Source organism: Nocardia sp. NBC_00565 (assembly GCF_036345915.1).
In the GTDB taxonomy this organism is placed as follows: Bacteria; Actinomycetota; Actinomycetes; order Mycobacteriales; family Mycobacteriaceae; genus Nocardia.
The window spans coordinates 2,141,611-2,159,137 of record NZ_CP107785.1 but is presented as its reverse complement, the minus strand read 5'-3'; the positions used below and the strand labels follow the sequence as shown (position 1 = coordinate 2,159,137).

Here is a 17,527-nt window from a genome sequence, read left to right as displayed (position 1 = left end):
GACCAGCCACCGAAGAAGGAGTCGACCCCTCGATGACACATCCGAAACCGCGCATCGGCCTGCTCGGGATCATGCAGGCGCTCTACGACGACATGATCCCCGGTATCACCGACCGACAGTCCGGCTACGCGAAGGATATCGCCGACCAGCTCTCCGATATCGCCGAGTGGACGGTCGGCCGCCCAGTGAAGGACCGCGCCGACGCCGAGGCGGTAATGCGCGAATTCGTCAACGCCGATCTCGACGGTGTCATGGTCGTCATGCTCACCTACGGCCCGGCGATGCGGGTCGCGCGGCTGTTCAACGAGAACCGACTTCCGGTGCTGCTGGCCAATATTCAACCCGACCCGACGGTGACGCCCGCCTGGGATATGGCCGATATGACCTACAACCAGGGCATCCACGGCGCGCAGGACACCGCCAATGCCATGGTCCGCGCCGACCGCCCGTTCGCCGTCATCACCGATGACTGGCGCAGCGCGGAATTCGCGGTGCGCGTCGATCGTTGGGCACGCGCCGCCCGCGCGGTCACGGCGTGGCGGCAGTTGAAGGTGGGCGTATTCGGTTACGCCATGAACGATATGGGTGATATCCGGGTCGATGAGAACGCGCTGTTGCGCACGCTCGGCCCGGAGATCAGTTTCGTCGCGCCCGGCGACCTCTATCGCGGCTCCCAGCAGGTGGCCGCCGATCAGGTCACCGCGCTGATCGATTGGGAGAACGAGCATTTCGAGATCGATCCGGAATTGACCGCCGAGCAGCGCGACGACCACGTGCGCATGCAGCTCGCCATCGAAGAGATCCTGCTCGACCGCGGCTACCGGGCCTACTCGACGCATTTCGACGCGATCGGTGAGGACGGCCGGTTCAAACGACTTCCGCTGGCCGCAGCCTCCAGCCTGATGGCAAAGGGGTACGGCTACGGGGCCGAGGGCGACGCAATGGCCGCCGCCATGGTCTACGCCGGGCACCAACTCATCGGCGAGGGCCATTTCACCGAGATGTACGCGATGGACTTTCCATCGGACTCGATTCTGATGAGTCATATGGGCGAAGGGAATTGGCAGATCGCCCGCACCGACGAACCGGTGCGGCTGATCCGCCGCGAACTCGGCATCGGCAAACTCGACGCGCCGCCGACCTTCCTGTTCCGCTACCAACCCGGCCCGGCCACCCTGGCCTGTTTGGTGTCGCTGGGCGGTGAGCGGTTCCGGCTGGTCGTCGCCGAGGGCACGGTGCTCGACAGTCCCCCGCTGCCCGCGCTGGAGATGCCGTACGGACAGTTCCGACCGGTCAGCGGCGTGCGCGCCTGCATGGAGGGCTGGCTCGCGAACGGCGGCCCGCATCACCAAGTCATGAATATCGGTCATCACGCCGCTGACTGGCAGGTCTTCTGCCAACTCGCCGGCATCGAGTTCGTCCAGGTCTAGCTAGGAGTAGTGCACCATGACCACTTTGAATCGACGCGGATTCCTTGCCGGCGCCACCGCCGCGGCCGCAGTGCTGGCCGCGGCCGCGTGTTCGGTCGAGAGCAGCGACAGCACAACCAAGGGCGCGGGCGGCAAGATCGGTATCGCGATGCCGACCAAGTCGTCCGAACGCTGGGTGGCCGACGGCAACAATATCGTCAACCAGTTCAAGGATCTCGGCTATGAGACGGATCTGCAGTACGCCGAGGATGTGATCGAGACCCAGGTCGCCCAGATCGAGAATATGATCACCCGGGGCGCGAAGGCACTGGTGATCGCCGCGATCGACAACAAGTCGCTCACCGGTGTATTGCAGCAGGCCAAAGCGAACAAGATCGCGGTGATCTCCTACGACCGGCTGATCCGCGACACCGCGAATGTGGACTACTACGCGACCTTCGACAACTTCAAAGTCGGTGTGCTGCAGGCGAACTACATCGAGGACAAGCTGGGGCTGAAGGAGGGCAAGGGTCCGTTCAACATCGAACTGTTCGCCGGTTCGCCCGATGACAACAACACCTACTACTTCTTCAACGGCGCGATGTCGGTCATCAAGCCCTATCTCGACACCGGCAAGCTGGTGGTCCGCTCCGGGCAGACGGCCATCGACCAGGTGACCACGCTGCGCTGGGACGGCGCCACCGCGCAGTCCCGGATGGAAAATCTGTTGAGCGCCAACTACTCCAACGCCAACCTCGACGCCGTGCTCTCGCCCTACGACGGTCTCAGCATCGGCATCATTTCCGCCGTCAAGGCGGTCGGCTACGGCAAGGGCGAGAAGAAGATGCCGATCGTCACCGGCCAGGACGCGGAGAAAGCCTCGGTCAAGTCGATCATCGCGGGCGAACAGACCATGACCGTATTCAAGGACACCCGCGAACTCGCCAAGCGCGCCGTGCAGATGACCAATGCGATTCTGACCGGCGGCGCACCGGAGACCAATGACACCACCTCCTACGACAACGGCGCGAAGAAGGTGCCCGCGTATCTGCTGCAACCGGTGTCGGTCGACAAGGGCAACTACAAGCAAGCGCTGATCGATACCGGCTACTACACCGAACGCGACTTCGCCTGATGCCCATGGCGCAGCACACTCTCGAAATGCGCGGGATCACCATGGAATTCCCGGGCGTCAAGGCGCTCGACGAGGTCGACTTCGAAGTGGCGCGCGGTGAGATCCACGCGCTCATCGGCGAGAACGGCGCCGGGAAATCCACGTTGATGAAGGTGCTCAGCGGAGTGTATCCGCACGGGGCCTACAGCGGCCGGATCGTCATGGACGGCACCGAGATGACGTTCAAGGATGTGCGCGGCAGCGAATCCGCCGGTATCGCCATCATCCATCAGGAGCTGGCACTGGTGGCGCCGCTGTCGATCGCCGAGAACATCTTCCTCGGCAACGAACGCGGCCGTACCTGGAATGTCGACTGGCAGGAGACCAACCGCCAGGCGATGGCGCTGATGCGGCAGGTCGGACTGGTCGAGGATCCGGAGACACTGGTCTCGACCATCGGCGTCGGCAAGCAGCAACTCGTCGAGATCGCCAAGGCGCTGGCCAAGAAGGTGCGGCTGCTGATCCTGGACGAGCCGACCGCGGCGCTCAACGAGACCGACAGCGCGAGTCTGCTCGCGCTGCTGAAAGAGCTTCGCGCGCAGGGCATCACCTCGATCCTGATCTCGCACAAGCTCAATGAGGTACTGGCGGTGGCCGATTCGATCACCATCCTGCGCGATGGCAAGACGATCGAGACGCTGGACGCCGGCGCGGTCGAGGTCACCGAGGATCGCATCATCAAGGGCATGGTGGGCCGCGATCTCGACCACCGGTACCCGCCGCGGGAGAATCCGCGGATCGGTGAGGTGTTCTTCGAGATCGCGGACTGGAATGTCGACCATCCCACCATCGCCGACCGCCAGGTGGTCCGGAATGCGACGCTGACCGTGCGACGCGGCGAAATCGTCGGTCTTGCCGGGCTGATGGGGGCCGGGCGCACCGAACTGGCGATGAGCGTATTCGGCCGCTCCTACGGCCGCAATATTCGCGGAACCGTGTGCAAAGACGGTACCGCACTGCGGCTTTCCGCCGTCCACGACGCGATCGAGGCCGGTATCGCCTACGTCTCGGAGGATCGCAAACAGTACGGGTTGATCCTCGATGAGGACATCCGCCGGAATATGACCCTCGCCAACCTCGGTGCGGTATCGCGCCGCGGCATCGTCGATACGCATCGGGAAGTCGTCGCGGCCGATCGGCTGCGGACCCGCCTGACGGTGAAGGCGCCCACGGTGTTCCAGAAGGTCGGCAACCTCTCCGGCGGCAATCAGCAGAAGGTCGTACTCGGCAAGTGGATCTTCACCGAACCGGATCTGCTGATTCTCGACGAGCCGACCCGCGGCATCGATGTCGGCGCGAAGTACGAGATCTACCTGATCATTCACCAGCTCGCTGCGGAAGGTAAAGGCGTGCTGGTCATCTCCTCGGAGCTGCCGGAGCTACTCGGCCTGTGCGACCGCGTCTACGCGATGAGCCAGGGCCGGATCACCGGCGAGTTGCCGAAACACGAAGCGACACAGGAGGCTGTCATGAGGCTCATGACCCGACGCATCGACGCGGCCGAGGCGGTGCCCGAATGACCCTGCTGGACAAGCTCGAAGACGGCGACGAGACCGCCGATCAGATCATCGCCAAGGCCGCCGAACAACAGCCGGGCGGCGTGGTCGCGGCGCTGCGCCGAGGCCTGCGCGGCAATGTGCGCCAGTACGGCATGGTGGTGGCGCTGATCGCGATCACCCTGCTGTTCCAAATCCTCACGACCGCGCAGCTTTCCGATGGCGTCAGCCTGCTGACCCCGCTGAACGTTACCAATGTGATCCTGCAGAACGGCTACATCCTCGTGCTGGCGGTCGGGATGATGCTGGTGATCATCAACGGCCACATCGACCTATCCGTGGGCTCGGTGTGCGCCTTCGTCGGCGCGCTCACCGGTATCGCGATCGTGCACTGGCACTGGCCCTGGCCGGTCGTCGTGGTGGCCGCGCTGGCCGTGGGGGCGGTCATCGGTGCGTGGCAAGGATATTGGATCGCCTATGTGCGGATCCCCGCCTTCATCGTGACTCTGGGCGGCATGCTGCTGTTCCGAGGTCTGGCGCAGCTGGTGCTGCAGGGTCAGTCGCTCGGCCCGTTCCCGGCGGGCTTCGTCAATATCGCGGGTGGCTATCTGCCGAACTGGTTGCCGCTCAAAGCCGTTCAATTCGCGGGGTTCAACGGGATCTCGGTCCGGCTGCGGGTCGGCGAGTTGCACGGACTGACGCTGCTGCTCGGTGTGCTCGCGGTCGCGGCACTGGTATGGGCGCAGGCACGGCTGCGTCAGCGCCGCCGCTCCTACGGCCTGCCCGCCGGACCTCGAGCGCTGTTCCTCGCGAAGATGGTCGCGTTGGGCGCGGTCATCCTCGCGTTCAGCTTCGTCTTGGCCTCCTACAACGGACTTCCGATCATCGGACTGATCCTCGTCGTCCTGATCGTGGCCTACTCCTTCGTCATGAACCGGTCGGTCATCGGGCGGCGGATCTACGCGGTCGGCGGCAACGAGAAGGCCGCACAGCTGTCCGGGGTGAACACCAAGGCGAACACCTTCTGGGTGTTCGTGAACATGGGCGTGCTGGCGGCGCTGGCGGGTGTCATCTTCGCGGCCCGGCTCGGTGCGGCGACGCCGAAAGCCGGCCAGAACTTCGAATTGGACGCGATCGCAGCGGCATTCGTCGGTGGTGCCTCCGCCAGCGGCGGTATCGGCACCGTCGTCGGCGCCATCGTGGGCGCGCTGGTCATGGGCGTGATGAACAACGGCATGTCGATGCTCGGAGTCGGCAGCGACTGGCAGTTGGTGATCAAGGGCCTCGTGCTGCTGGCCGCGGTGGCATTCGACGTCTACAACAAGCGGCGAACGGCCGCCTAGCCCCTCAGCGTTGAGCCGGTGGCGCCGAACTCTCGCGTAGCACGAGGGTCGGCACCACCGGCGGCGGCGCGGGTTCGTGGTTCGCGCCGTCGGCTTCCAGCAGCCGCAGCAGGGTCCGCATGCTGCGCCGCCCCACCTCGTCGAAGTCCTGACGGACGGTGGTCAACGGCGGTGACAGGTAGGCGGCCTCGGGAATGTCGTCGAAGCCGACGACCGAGACGTCGGCGGGCACTCGGATGCCGCGTTCGGCGAAGGCGCGCAGTAGCCCGAGCGCCATCTGGTCATTGGCCGCGAATACCGCGGTCACGTCCGGTTGCGCGGCGAGTACGAGACCCGCCTCGTAGCCCGAGCGCGCACTCCAGTCGCCGCCGATGATGGGCGGAACGGATGCGTCCACGGCGTGCAGGGTTTCCCGCCAGCCCTGCATACGATCGCGCGCCTCCAGCCAGTCGTTCGGTCCCGCGATATGCCATACCGTCCGGTGACCGAGGTCGAGTAGATGCCGGACCGCCAGGCGTGCGCCCTCGATCTGGTCCACCGAGGCCGACGGCAAGCCGATGTCCTGTCCGGCCTCGACGGCCACGGCGACCAATCGGTCGGGCAGATCGCGCAGGGCTCCCGCGGTGGCCAGCTGCGGTGCGATGATGACGATCCCGTCGACCCCCTGGTCGACGAGCGTGTTCGTAGCCGCCAGCACACCGGCACGGTCGACCTGCTCCATGGTGACGATGCTGACACCGTAACCGGCGGCGCGCGCGGCCCTTTCGATACCGAGCAGCATCGACGCCGGCCCGTACAGCACCGTGTCGAAGGAAACCACGCCGAGCACCTTCGACCGCCTGCTGACCAGGCCCCGCGCCATCGCGTTCGGCCGATAGCCGAGCTCGTCCACGGCCCGCAGTACCCGCTCCCGAGTCGCCGGGCGCACATTCGGGCTGCCGTTGAGCACCCGCGACACGGTCTGATGCGATACACCGGCCAGCTTGGCGACATCGAACATCACCGCCGGACGCGATTCGGCGGACCGAACCGCCGTGGCCGCGTCCTTGGGAGCTTGCAGGTCCCGTTCCGTCACCTACCCCGCCTTCCGCGCCGTTGTGTCACCTCGATACAACCATGCTCATGTTAGCGCTCACGCATCGGGTGGCCGTGCTCGCGCGACCTTCCCGAACTGCGGCTACAAGGATGGATACGGTGATGTCACCGGTCAGATTACGACCGGACGCGGATGTTGACGAGAGAAATGTGAGCGTTCACACTAATCGAAGTGGATGCGTTGGATGGTGCCCATGACCGCCAGCGCGATCAAAGCCAGCACACCGTGGGCGGCGACGAACCAGAGCGCGGTATCGAAGGAACCGGTCGCCTCGACCAGATAGCCGATCACGATCGGGGTGACGATACCGGCGATATTGCCGCACGCGTTCATCGTGGCCCCCACAAAACTCATCGCCTGCGGCGGCGCGATATCGGTAGTGATCGCCCACCCCAGCGAACCCACACCCTTACCCAGAAACGCCACGACCATGATCACCACGATCACCGTGGTGCTGTCACTGAAATTCGACAACGCGATCGCGATCGTCAACACCATCCCCACCGCCGCCGGGATCTTACGTGCCACGGTCAACGATCCACCACGACGCAAGATCGCATCCGAGACGACCCCACCACCCAGACCACCCACGAACCCCGCCAACGCCGGCAGCGCGGCGATGAAACCGACATCGACCAACGACAGGCCGCGGCCCTTGTTCAGGTAGACCGGGAACCAGGTGATGAAAAAATAGGTCAACGCGTTCACCGCATACTGGAACAGATACACCCCCCACAACGGCCGAGTCGAAAAAATCCGCGCCAGAGTGCGCCGATTGAGCGGGGCACGCTCGGCCTGCACGGTCCCGCGCTCGTCCAAATCGACCAATGCGCCGCTGGCGCGGATCGACTCCAACTCCTCTGGTGTAACGCGTCGGTGTTCACGCGGGGTGTTCATCCACCGCGCCCACAACACCGCCAAACCGAACCCGAGTACACCCAACAGCACGAACACCCAACGCCACCCATAAACATGAGTGACCCACGCCATAATCGGCGCGAACATCACCGTCGCGAAATACTGCGCCGAATTGAACACCGCCGTCGCCCGCCCACGCTCAGCAGTCGGAAACCACATCGTCGCCACCCGCGCATTCGCCGGAAAAGCCGGCGACTCGAACGCACCCAACAACAACCGCAACCCGAACACCAACACCAACGCCACCAACACCGGCACCGTGACCACACCAACCAGACTGATCGCCGCGGTCACCGCAGTCCACAACACCAGACTCGCCGCATACACCCGCCGCGCCCCGAACCGATCCAACAACATCCCACCCGGCAACTGCGCCACCACATACGCCCAACTGAACGCCGAGAAAACGTAGCCCAACTGCACCGAAGTGAACCCCAAACCCTCCTTCACCGCGCTACCAGTAATCGACAAACTACTGCGATCGGCATAATTCACGGTCGTGATGACGAACAACAACCCCAACACCAGATAACGCGTCGGAACACGACGACGACCCGACGGCCGGTCCTCGATTACATCCGGGGTGCCCACAGCGCGCACCGTTTCCCGTTCCAACATCGTCGTCCTCCTATGACCAGCGAGTGTGGTCTGCATCACCCACAACTCGACGTGCAAGGAGGCTAAAGCGCGGAAGCGATACCCGTCGAACACTAATTTGGTATTGAGCGATACCCAAAAAGGCATCAACCCTTGGCTGCGCCCAATTTGTCCGGCCAGAGAAATTCAATATGCCGAGCAGGTATCAGATGATGCCGAACGAATGTTGGACCGGTATCAAAATGGCGGCTTACCTTCAACACATCGAATCGCCCAACAAGGAGGACACCGTCCGTGTCAGGTCTATCCGCGCAGGAACTCGGGCCCGCTCTCGGCCGCGGGTTGCTCTCGTTCCCGGTCACCCATTTCGATGCCGAACTCGCCTTCGACGAGTCCGCATATCGCGATCACATCGGCTGGTTGGCCGAGTACGACGTCGCGGGCCTGTTCGCGGCGGGTGGCACCGGCGAGGGCTTCTCGCTGACATCCGGCGAGATCGACCGGGTGGTGCGGGCGGCGGTCGACGAAACCGCGGGCCGGGTCCCCGTGATCGCGCCCGCGACGGCGGGTACGGCGGTCGCGGTGGAGCAGGCCGAGGCCGCCGAAGCGGCGGGCGCGGATGGCATTCTGCTGCTCCCGCCGTATCTCGTCGAAGCCGCGCCGGAGGGCCTCATCGAGCATGTGGCCGCGGTCTGCGCGGCCACCTCGCTCGGGGTGATCTTCTACAGCCGCGCCAACGCCACCTGTGATGACGTGACCGTGGCCCGGATGGCCGACCGGTGCCCGAACCTGATCGGCTTCAAGGACGGCGTCGGCAATATCGAGACGATGACGCGGATCTACACCCGCCTCGGCGACCGGCTCACCTACATCGGTGGACTACCCACCGCGGAAACCTTCGCCCTGCCCTATGCCGAAATGGGTGTGACCACGTATTCGTCGGCGATCTTCAATTTCGTTCCAGAATTCGCGCTCGACTTCTATACCGCGGTGCGCGCGCGTGACCGGGTGACCGTATACGAACATCTGCGTAATTTCGTCATCCCCTATCTCGCCATCCGCGACCGACGGCCCGGATACGCGGTATCCATCGTCAAAGCGGGTTTGGCCGCAGCCGGGCGCCCCGCGAGTCCGGTGCGTCCCCCGCTGACCGATCTCACCGCGGCCGAACTCGCCGAGCTGACCACGCTCGTCGAGGCCACGGCACTCGCTGAAACCATTGCCTGATTAGGGAGATTCGAATGAACAGCACAACGGATTCGGCGAAACTCGACCGGATTACCGGCGTCAAGATTTCCTCGGTCACCTTGCCGCTGCCCACCGGCATCAGCGACGCCAAGGTGCTCACCGGCCGACAAAAACCGATGACCGAAGTAGCCGTACTCTTCGCCGAGATCACCACCGCCGCCGGACTGCAAGGCATCGGCATCAGCTACTCCAAACGCGCAGGCGGACCCGGCCAATTCGCCCACGCCCGCGAACTCGCACCGGCCCTGCTCGGCGAAGACCCCAGCGACATCGCCAAGATCTGGGACAAACTCATGTGGGCCGGAGCCTCCGTCGGCCGCAGCGGACTATCCGTACAAGCGATCGCCGCCTTCGACGTCGCACTGTGGGATCTGAAGGCCAAGCGCGCCGGACTGCCACTGGCCAAACTACTCGGCGCACACCGCGATTCGGTGCGCTGCTACAACACCTCCGGCGGCTTCCTGCACGCACCGATCGAGGAAGTACTCGACCGGGCGACCGAATCGCTCGACCGTGGCATCGCGGGTATCAAGATCAAGGTCGGCCATCCGGACAACCGCGTCGACCTGGCCCGGGTCACCGCGGTCCGGGAAAAGGTCGGTGACGCCGTGCCGTTGATGATCGACGCCAACCAGCAGTGGGACCGGCCGACGGCGCGACGCATGTGCCGGGCCTTCGACCCGCACGGACTGGTGTGGATCGAAGAACCGCTCGACGCTTACGATTTCGAGGGTCACGCCCAGTTGGCGAACACCTTCGACACCCCGATCGCGACCGGCGAAATGCTCACCAGCGTCGCCGAACACGCCGAACTCATCCGGACCGGTATCGATATCGTGCAGCCGGACGCACCGCGGGTCGGCGGTATCACCCGCTTCCTCGAGATCATGGCGCTGGCCGACCGCAAGAACCTCCAACTGGCACCGCATTTCGTCATGGAGGTGCATGTCCACCTGGCCGCAGCCTATCCACGCGAGCCGTGGGTCGAGCACTTCGAATGGTTCGACCCGCTGTTCAACGAGCGCCTCGAGATCGCCGGCGGCCGCATGCACCTGTCGGCCCGCCCCGGCCTCGGCGTGACCATCAGCGACCAGGCCCGTGCCTGGACCGTCGCCGAACACCACATCGGATCCTGAAGCCGAACCACACCCGCGTCGCCGACACGGAGTAGTGCCGGGGCGCAACCTATCCCGGAAGTTACGGAGACCAGCTGATGTCCCGCATCCTGAACAGCGTATTCGCTGGACTCATCGGCGCCACCGGCCTCATGGCCTGCAGCGCGGATCGACCCGCCGCGGTCGAGACGATGGTGTATGTGTCCAATGCCGATAGTGCGGACATCTCGGTGCTGCGTCTGGACAACAGCACCGGCTCGGTGACCGCGGTGGACCGGGTGGCCGTCGGCGGCAAGGTGATGCCGCTGACGGTCGGCCCGGACCGTCGTTTCCTCTACGCCGCTTTGCGCTCGACGCCGTATTCGGTGGTGGCCCTTGCCATCGACTCGAAGAACGGGCTCGCGAACCCCACCGCACCAGTGGCTCTGGCCGACAATATGGCGTATCTGTCGACCGACCGAACCGGCCGCTTCCTGTTCGCCGCCTCCTACACCGGCGACAAGATCTCGGTGAACCCGATCGACGCGACCGGCCACGTGGTCACGGATCCGATCGACGTCATCGCGACACCGCCACATGCCCATTCGATCATCACCGACCCGTCCAACCGATACGTATTCGCCGCCACGCTCGGCGGGGACACGATCCTGCAGTTCCGATTCGATCCGGCCACCGGAAAGCTCACCCCGAATCAACCCGCCGGCGTCGCGACCAGATCCGGCGCGGGCCCGCGACACCTGCTCTTCCACCCCGGCGGCCAGTTCGTCTACGGCACCAACGAATTGGACGGGACCGTGAACACCTACCGATTCGATGCCGGCACCGGCACACTCACACTCTTGGACTCCACATCTGTACTGCCGTCGGACTTTTCGGGCCCGGCCCCCGCGACCTCCGACCTGCACATCACCCCGGACGGCCGGCTGCTCTACGTCGCCGAGCGAACTTCCAACACGATCGCCGGATTCCGGATAGACGAGGCCACCGGCGCGCTGCGCCTCCTCGGTCATACGCCCACCGAGACCCAGCCCCGCGGCTTCGGTATCGACCCGCGCGGCGAATATCTCATCGCTGCCGGTGAAAAGTCCAATGCCATCACCATTTACACGATCGACCACGACACCGGCGCGCTCACACCACACCAGCACATAGACGTCGGCGGCGACCCCAACTGGGTCGAGATCGTCGACCTGCCCTGAACACGGGCCAACCGATCGCAATCGCACAATTCAGCGGAGCACGAAGGGATTTCCGACGGGTGCGCCGGAATTGATCCAGACGGTCTTGGTCTCGAGGTATTCCTCGACCGCGGCGATGCCGTTCTCGCGACCGATTCCGGAATCCTTGACGCCACCGAACGGCGCCATATAGCTGAGGGCACGGTAGGTATTCACCCAGACCGTGCCCGATCGGATGCGCTCGGCCATGCGCAGCGCTCTGCCGATATCGCTGGTCCAGACGCCGGCGCCGAGGCCGAAGCGGACGTCGTTGGCGAGGGCGAGGGCGTCGTCCTCGTCGTGGAATCCGATCACCGACAGGACCGGTCCGAAGACCTCGAGCTCGGCCAAATGCCGTGCGTGCTCGGCGATCACGTCGCCGAGGCGGCGCAGCAGCGCGCCACGGGCGCTCGCGGTGAGCTCGGACCAGGGACCAGAGGTGAACGCTCGGTGCGCGGCCTGGACGGCGATATATACACATCATGAGCGATGATGGACACACTTGAAAAATAAAAAGTCGCTATACCTGTATTTCTCGATGGCATATCGCGGAAGGCCAGCGTCGCTCCTCCACCGCGGTGCGCACCTGCCGCACGAGTTCGGCCGCGACCACCGCCGCGGCGGCCGGTACCCGCCCGGCACGCGGGATGCCCAGAACGATCCACCGCCAGATCTCCGGATCGCGCAGCGGTGCGGCGCTGAGCGCCCCGGCGGCGACGTCCTCCGCGATGCCGACGCCGGGCAGGATGGTCCAGCCGTGCCCGCCGCGTACCAGCAGTTTCTGCAGGCGTAGCGAATTCGTCTGGACGGCCACCTCGAAGGTCACCTCGACATCCTTCGCGCCACCATCGATGAGGGCGCGTAAGGCGTGCCCCGGCGCGGGCATCACCATCGGATGCGCGGCGACCTCCGCGAGCGAGACGGGCCGATCCGCGCGCAAGCCTGCCTCGGGCGGGGCGGCGGCCCACAGCCGTTCGCTGGCCAGCGGTTCGACATTGAGCGAGGGTGTGCTGGTCAGGTTGTACAACAGGCTCAGGTCCAGGTCGCCGTCGTCGAGCCAGCGCTGCAGATGTCCGGAATATCCGGTGAGCACTCGCAATTCGATGCCGGGATGGTCGCGCAGCACGGCCGTGACCAGTGGCTCGGTGAGCAAGTCGGCGGCGCTTTCCAACAGGCCGACGATGACGATGCCGGTCACCACGCCCGGTGTCGGTCGGATCTCGGCGCGGGCCCGGTCGAGTTCGTGCAGGGCGCGGCGCGCGCGTTCGACCATGACGGCACCCGCCTCGGTCGGGCGCATGCCCTGCCGGGTGCGCTCGAACAGCGCGACACCCAATTCTTGTTCGAGCAGACGGATCTGCCGGGTGACCGCCGGTTGGACGAGATGCAGTAACTCCGCGGCTCTGGTCACACTGCCCACCTCGGCAACCGTCACCAATGCCGTGAGCTGCTTGAACTCCATTCGTTCCTCCTGACCATCCCGCACCGGCATAGCACTATCAAGAATTGGCATTTTACGTCCCCAGATATTAGCTCCCATGATGGTGGTACTTGATACTTAGGCGTGGTGTATGCCGGGTTCCGCACTCGGCGGCGAGAGGATGGCGCATGGACGAGCTCGACGAAGAGGAGACCGCGATCGTCGCCGTCGTCCGCGATTTCGTGAACCGGGAGGTCAAGCCGGTCGCACAGGAGCTCGACCACACCAATACCTATCCGGAAAAGCTGATCGACCAGATGAAGCAGTTGGGCATCTTCGGACTGGCGATCCCGGAGCCGTGGGGCGAGGCGCGGGTATCCGCGCCGTGTTATGCGGCGGTCACCGAAGAGCTCGCGCGGGGCTGGATGAGTCTGGCCGGCGCGATGGGCGGCCACACCGTGGTCTCGAAACTGCTGCTGGACTACGGAACTCGCGAACAGCAGGATCGCTATCTGCCGAAGATGGCCACCGGCGCGATCCGGGCAACGATGGCGCTGACCGAACCCGGCGGCGGCTCGGATCTGCAGGCGATGCGGACCACCGCGCGCCTCGACGGCGCGGAGTACATCGTCAACGGCTCCAAGACCTGGATCAGCAACGCCCGCTATTCCGATCTGATCGCACTGCTGTGCAAGACCGATCCCGCCGCGGAGCCCGCACATCGCGGTATCAGCATCCTGCTGGTAGAGAAGGGGCCCGGCTTCATCGTCTCGCGTGATCTGCCCAAGCTCGGCTACAAGGGCGTGGAGAGTTGCGAGCTGACCTTCGACGACCTGCGCGTCCCTGCCTCGGCGGTACTCGGCGGGGTCGAGGGCGCGGGCTTCGCACAGATGATGCGCGGTCTCGAGATCGGCCGGATCCAGGTGGCGTGTCGCGCCTTGGGCGTCGGACAGGCGGCGCTCGAGGATTCGCTGCGCTACGCACAGCAGCGCGAGAGCTTCGGCAAACAGATCTGGCAGCACCAGTCGATCGGCAACTATCTGGCGGATATGGCGACCAAGCTGACCGCCGCGCGACAGCTCGTCCGGTACGCGGCGCGCCGCTACGACTCGGGTGAACGCGCCGATATGGAGGCGGGCATGGCGAAACTGTTCGCCTCCGAAACCGCAATGCAGATCGCGCTCGACGCCGTACGCATCCACGGTGGGTACGGATATTCCACGGAGTTCGACGTCGAACGGTATTTCCGGGACGCGCCGCTGATGATCGTCGGCGAGGGCACCAACGAGATCCAGCGCAACGTCATCGCCCGTCAACTGATCAGCCGTAATCGCATCGAGTGACGTTGTCCGACAACAACTCTCACGGAAGGCAGCACCGGATGCGCCGCCCACTGGAAGACATTACCGTCCTCGCGCTCGAACAGGCCGTGGCCGCACCGCTGGCCACCCGCCAGCTCGCCGATCTCGGCGCCCGCGTCATCAAGATCGAGCGCCCCGGCGTCGGCGATTTCGCCCGCCACTACGACCAGACCGTGCACGGCGAATCCAGCTACTTCGTCTGGCTCAACCGCGGCAAGGAAAGCGTCGAACTCGACATCAAGGAACCCGCGGACCGGCGGCTGCTCGACGCCATGATCGACCGCGCCGACGTTATCGTGCAGAATCTGGTCCCCGGCGCGGTCGAGCGGCTCGGTCTCGACGCCGACACCCTGCGCGCGAACCGTCCGGAGCTGATCCACTGCTCGGTATCCGGCTATGGACCGGACGGCCCCTATCACACGAAGAAGGCCTACGACCTGCTCGTACAGTGCGAGACCGGTCTGCTCGAAACCACTGGCACACCCGAAGCCCCTGCCAAGGCCGGGTTTTCGATCGCCGATGTGGCCACCGGCATGTACGCCTACAGCGGTATCCTGGCCGCGCTCTACGATCGGGCGCGCACCGGAACCGGCGCGGCGCTGCACGTGGCGATGATCGACGCACTCGGCGAATGGATGAGCCAGCCCGCCTACTTCTCCATGTACAGCCACGAACCGCCGCGCCGGACCGGCGCACGGCACCCATCGATCTCGCCCTACGGTCCTTACCGCACCGCCGACGCGACCGTATTCCTGGGCGTGCAGAACGAACGCGAATGGTCGGCCCTGTGCCGAGAGGTGTTGCGGCGGCCGGATCTGATCACCGATCCGCGCTTCGCAACCAACACCGATCGCGTCGCCAACGACACCGCACTCGCCGAACTGCTCGAGCAGGCGTTCGCCGACCTCGACGCCGATCAGGTGATCGTGCTGCTCGACGAGGCCGGCATCGCCAACGCCCGAATGCGCACCCCCGAGGAGTTCACCCACCATCCGCAGCTCGCCGCACGCGACCGCTGGCGACCGGTACCGACACCCGGCGGAACCATGCGGGCACTGCTTCCACCGGTCGAGGTCGCCGGCTGGGCACCCGCCATGGGACCCGTACCCGCGCTCGGCGCGCACACCGCCGCCATCCGGGCCGAATTCGAGCACCAGTCCAAGGAGGCATCCGCGTGAGCGAACGCACTGAGCGAACTACCAACACAGCCGACCCGTCGGTCATGCCGGAGCCGAGCGACAGCGAGGCGCGGGCATGAGCGAACGCAGTGAGCGAACTACCAACACAGCCGACCTGTCGGTCATGCCGGAGCCGAGCGACAGCGAGGCGCGGGCATGAGCGACGTCGTCGAACGCACCGAACTGCTGACCGCTGGCCCCGCCGAAGCGCTCAGTGGGCTGCTCGGGGTACCGATGCCCGACGCAGCGGCCGGACTGCCGCTGCTGTGGCACTGGATCTATCTGCTGGATCGGCCCGCCCAAGCCGACCTCGGCCCCGACGGGCATCCGATCCGCAATACGGTTCCGGAACCACCCGGACCCGGCCGTCGCCGGATGTGGGCGGGCGGGCGGGTACGCAACCGCGGCAACCTCGTGCTAGGGGAAATCGCCACCCGACGCACGAAAGTCGTTTCGGTCCAGGAGAAGTCGGGGAGGTCCGGAAAACTGACCTTCGTCACCGTCGGTCACCAGATCCTGCAGGGCGACAGCATTGTGGTCGACGAACGACAGGACATCGTCTACCGGGACGCGGTATCGACAACATCGCCCCGATCCGAACCAGCGGCCGATCCAGCCGAGGTGCCGCTCGCGCCGGGCGAATGGCGCATCGACGTATCCCCGACCCTGCTGTTCCGCTTCTCCGCCCTCACCTACAACGGCCACCGTATCCACTACGACCGCGACTACGCCCGCGAGGTCGAAGGCTATCCCGGCCTGCTGGTGCACGGGCCGCTGCAGGCGCTCGCGATGGCCGAGGCCGCCCGCGCGCTCGGGCACACCGGCGACCAGGTCTTCGACTACCGGCTGCAATCGCCGCTGTTCGACCACCAAGGCATGATCGTCGCCACCGACGCGGACGACGAAGCGACCACCACGGCCGTGCGCGACGCCACCGGCCGACAGACCGCCACCGGCAGCATCACCGCACCACGTTGACCGACTCGCCGACACCGGCCCGGGTCCGCAGTCCAGCGGCTGATCAGGGCACGAACACTGCACTGCGAGTTCAGCTGCCGTCGCTGCCGGCGCGGCGTCAGCACCAGCGGTGCCGGGGTTCCCAACCCGGCGAGTTGGTCGGTCAGCAGGACGGGCGCGAGCCGCCAGCCGCCCAGCCGGTCGATATGCCGCTCGACCCATGGCGCGGGCAATTCGCGCGGGGATCTCGGCCCAGCGGTCGGCCGTGAGCACATCGAACCGCTGGCGGGCATGGCGAACCCTCTCGTGTCACTGATCGACGGTGAGGCCCTTCGCTTCGAGGATCGCGGCCAGGTGCGAGACCTCAATGGGCGTCTCGCCCCTCTTATAACGTTCGATGTACCCGGCCTCCGCAGCATCGCGCGCCCGGGACGCGGCGATCGCGGAGGCGACCTCGTCGCGGCGCACGATGACGACTCCGTCGCAGTCACCCTTGATGACATCGCCGGGATAGATGATCTGCCCACCGAATACCAGGGACTGATTGATCGGCCCGAGCGACTCCTTGACGGTCCCCTCGATGCACACATGCTTCGAGAACACCGGGAATCCGAGTTCTCGGATTTCCCGGGAGTCGCGCACGCCGCCATCGGTCACCAATGCACGGATGCCGCGGGCGACGCAGGCGTTGGCGAGGACATCGCCGAACTGCCCGGCCGGCTGGTCGCCGGATGACACGACGAGCACATCGCCGGGTTCGGCGTAGCTGATCGCGACCTGCAACATGATGTTGTCGCGGGGATGGCAGACCACGGTGAACGCGGATCCGCAGAACGACATATCGCGATCGATGGGTTTGATGCCCGAGTCGAGTGCGCCCTTGCGCCCCTGGGCCTCATGGATGGTGGCGGCCGAGAAGGTGCCGAGCTCGTCGATCAGGGCCCGGTCGGCCCGGTCGATCTTCGTGGTGACGTGAACCATGATTACTCCGTAGTGCT

General features: G+C 65.4%; 15 protein-coding genes. 10 read left to right on the top strand and 5 right to left on the bottom strand.

Annotated elements, in window-relative coordinates:
- Nucleotides 1-32: 32 nt before the first annotated feature.
- From OG874_RS10390 to mmsB, 4 genes are read left to right on the top strand one after another with little or no spacing between them, the layout of a single operon-like run.
- Complete coding sequence (locus OG874_RS10390; protein ID WP_330254904.1) at nt 33-1,430, top strand: L-fucose/L-arabinose isomerase family protein; 1,398 nt, start codon at nt 33-35, stop codon at nt 1,428-1,430.
- 16 nt (nt 1,431-1,446) lie between these two features.
- Complete coding sequence (chvE, locus tag OG874_RS10385) at nt 1,447-2,544, top strand: multiple monosaccharide ABC transporter substrate-binding protein (protein ID WP_330254903.1); 1,098 nt, start codon at nt 1,447-1,449, stop codon at nt 2,542-2,544.
- 5 nt (nt 2,545-2,549) lie between these two features.
- Complete coding sequence (mmsA, locus tag OG874_RS10380) at nt 2,550-4,103, top strand: multiple monosaccharide ABC transporter ATP-binding protein (protein WP_330254902.1); 1,554 nt, start codon at nt 2,550-2,552, stop codon at nt 4,101-4,103.
- Nucleotides 4,100-5,422, top strand: a complete 1,323-nt coding sequence (gene mmsB, locus OG874_RS10375) for a multiple monosaccharide ABC transporter permease (protein ID WP_330254901.1) — start codon at nt 4,100-4,102, stop codon at nt 5,420-5,422. The genes mmsA and mmsB overlap by 4 nt, the downstream gene beginning before the upstream one ends.
- A 4-nt stretch (nt 5,423-5,426) precedes the next feature.
- Here the strand turns inward: mmsB and OG874_RS10370 are convergent, their stop codons facing one another.
- Both OG874_RS10370 and OG874_RS10365 read right to left on the bottom strand, forming a co-directional pair.
- Nucleotides 5,427-6,497 (bottom strand): LacI family DNA-binding transcriptional regulator, encoded by a 1,071-nt coding sequence (locus OG874_RS10370; RefSeq protein ID WP_330254900.1) that lies wholly within the window; start codon nt 6,495-6,497, stop codon nt 5,427-5,429.
- Between the two features lie 183 nt (nt 6,498-6,680).
- Nucleotides 6,681-8,054 (bottom strand): MFS transporter, encoded by a 1,374-nt coding sequence (locus OG874_RS10365; RefSeq protein WP_330254899.1) that lies wholly within the window; start codon nt 8,052-8,054, stop codon nt 6,681-6,683.
- A 273-nt stretch (nt 8,055-8,327) separates the two neighbouring features.
- Between OG874_RS10365 and kdgD the strand changes: the two genes are divergently transcribed.
- The 3 genes from kdgD (at nt 8,328) to OG874_RS10350 (ending at nt 11,595) form a co-directional block, all read left to right on the top strand.
- Nucleotides 8,328-9,260 carry a 5-dehydro-4-deoxyglucarate dehydratase gene (gene kdgD / locus OG874_RS10360; protein WP_330254898.1) on the top strand — a complete coding sequence of 311 codons (933 nt, stop codon included), beginning with the start codon at nt 8,328-8,330 and terminating at the stop codon, nt 9,258-9,260.
- A 14-nt stretch (nt 9,261-9,274) separates the two neighbouring features.
- Complete coding sequence (locus OG874_RS10355) at nt 9,275-10,417, top strand: L-talarate/galactarate dehydratase (protein ID WP_330254897.1); 1,143 nt, start codon at nt 9,275-9,277, stop codon at nt 10,415-10,417.
- Between the two features lie 77 nt (nt 10,418-10,494).
- Complete coding sequence (locus OG874_RS10350) at nt 10,495-11,595, top strand: lactonase family protein (RefSeq protein WP_330254896.1); 1,101 nt, start codon at nt 10,495-10,497, stop codon at nt 11,593-11,595.
- Between the two features lie 30 nt (nt 11,596-11,625).
- Here OG874_RS10350 and OG874_RS10345 read toward each other — a convergent pair whose 3' ends face one another.
- Nucleotides 11,626-12,084 (bottom strand): aldehyde dehydrogenase family protein, encoded by a 459-nt coding sequence (locus tag OG874_RS10345; RefSeq protein WP_330257247.1) that lies wholly within the window; start codon nt 12,082-12,084, stop codon nt 11,626-11,628.
- 49 nt (nt 12,085-12,133) lie between these two features.
- Nucleotides 12,134-13,075 carry a LysR family transcriptional regulator gene (locus tag OG874_RS10340; protein ID WP_330254895.1) on the bottom strand — a complete coding sequence of 314 codons (942 nt, stop codon included), beginning with the start codon at nt 13,073-13,075 and terminating at the stop codon, nt 12,134-12,136.
- Nucleotides 13,076-13,221: 146 nt separating this feature from the next.
- Between OG874_RS10340 and OG874_RS10335 the strand changes: the two genes are divergently transcribed.
- The 3 genes from OG874_RS10335 to OG874_RS10325 all read left to right on the top strand — a co-directional run bounded on the left by OG874_RS10335 (nt 13,222) and on the right by OG874_RS10325 (nt 16,550).
- The gene (locus OG874_RS10335) at nt 13,222-14,376 is read left to right on the top strand and encodes an acyl-CoA dehydrogenase family protein (RefSeq protein WP_330254894.1); all 1,155 of its coding nucleotides are present in this window, start codon (nt 13,222-13,224) and stop codon (nt 14,374-14,376) included.
- Nucleotides 14,377-14,414: 38 nt separating this feature from the next.
- Complete coding sequence (locus tag OG874_RS10330) at nt 14,415-15,572, top strand: CaiB/BaiF CoA transferase family protein (RefSeq protein WP_330254893.1); 1,158 nt, start codon at nt 14,415-14,417, stop codon at nt 15,570-15,572.
- 156 nt (nt 15,573-15,728) lie between these two features.
- Entirely contained in the window at nt 15,729-16,550 is an 822-nt protein-coding gene (locus OG874_RS10325; protein WP_330254892.1) for an FAS1-like dehydratase domain-containing protein, read from the top strand.
- Between the two features lie 288 nt (nt 16,551-16,838).
- On the opposite strand, the gene OG874_RS10320 is transcribed toward OG874_RS10325, so the two are convergent.
- Entirely contained in the window at nt 16,839-17,510 is a 672-nt protein-coding gene (locus OG874_RS10320) for a 4-carboxy-4-hydroxy-2-oxoadipate aldolase/oxaloacetate decarboxylase (RefSeq protein ID WP_330254891.1), read from the bottom strand.
- Nucleotides 17,511-17,527: the final 17 nt, after the last annotated feature.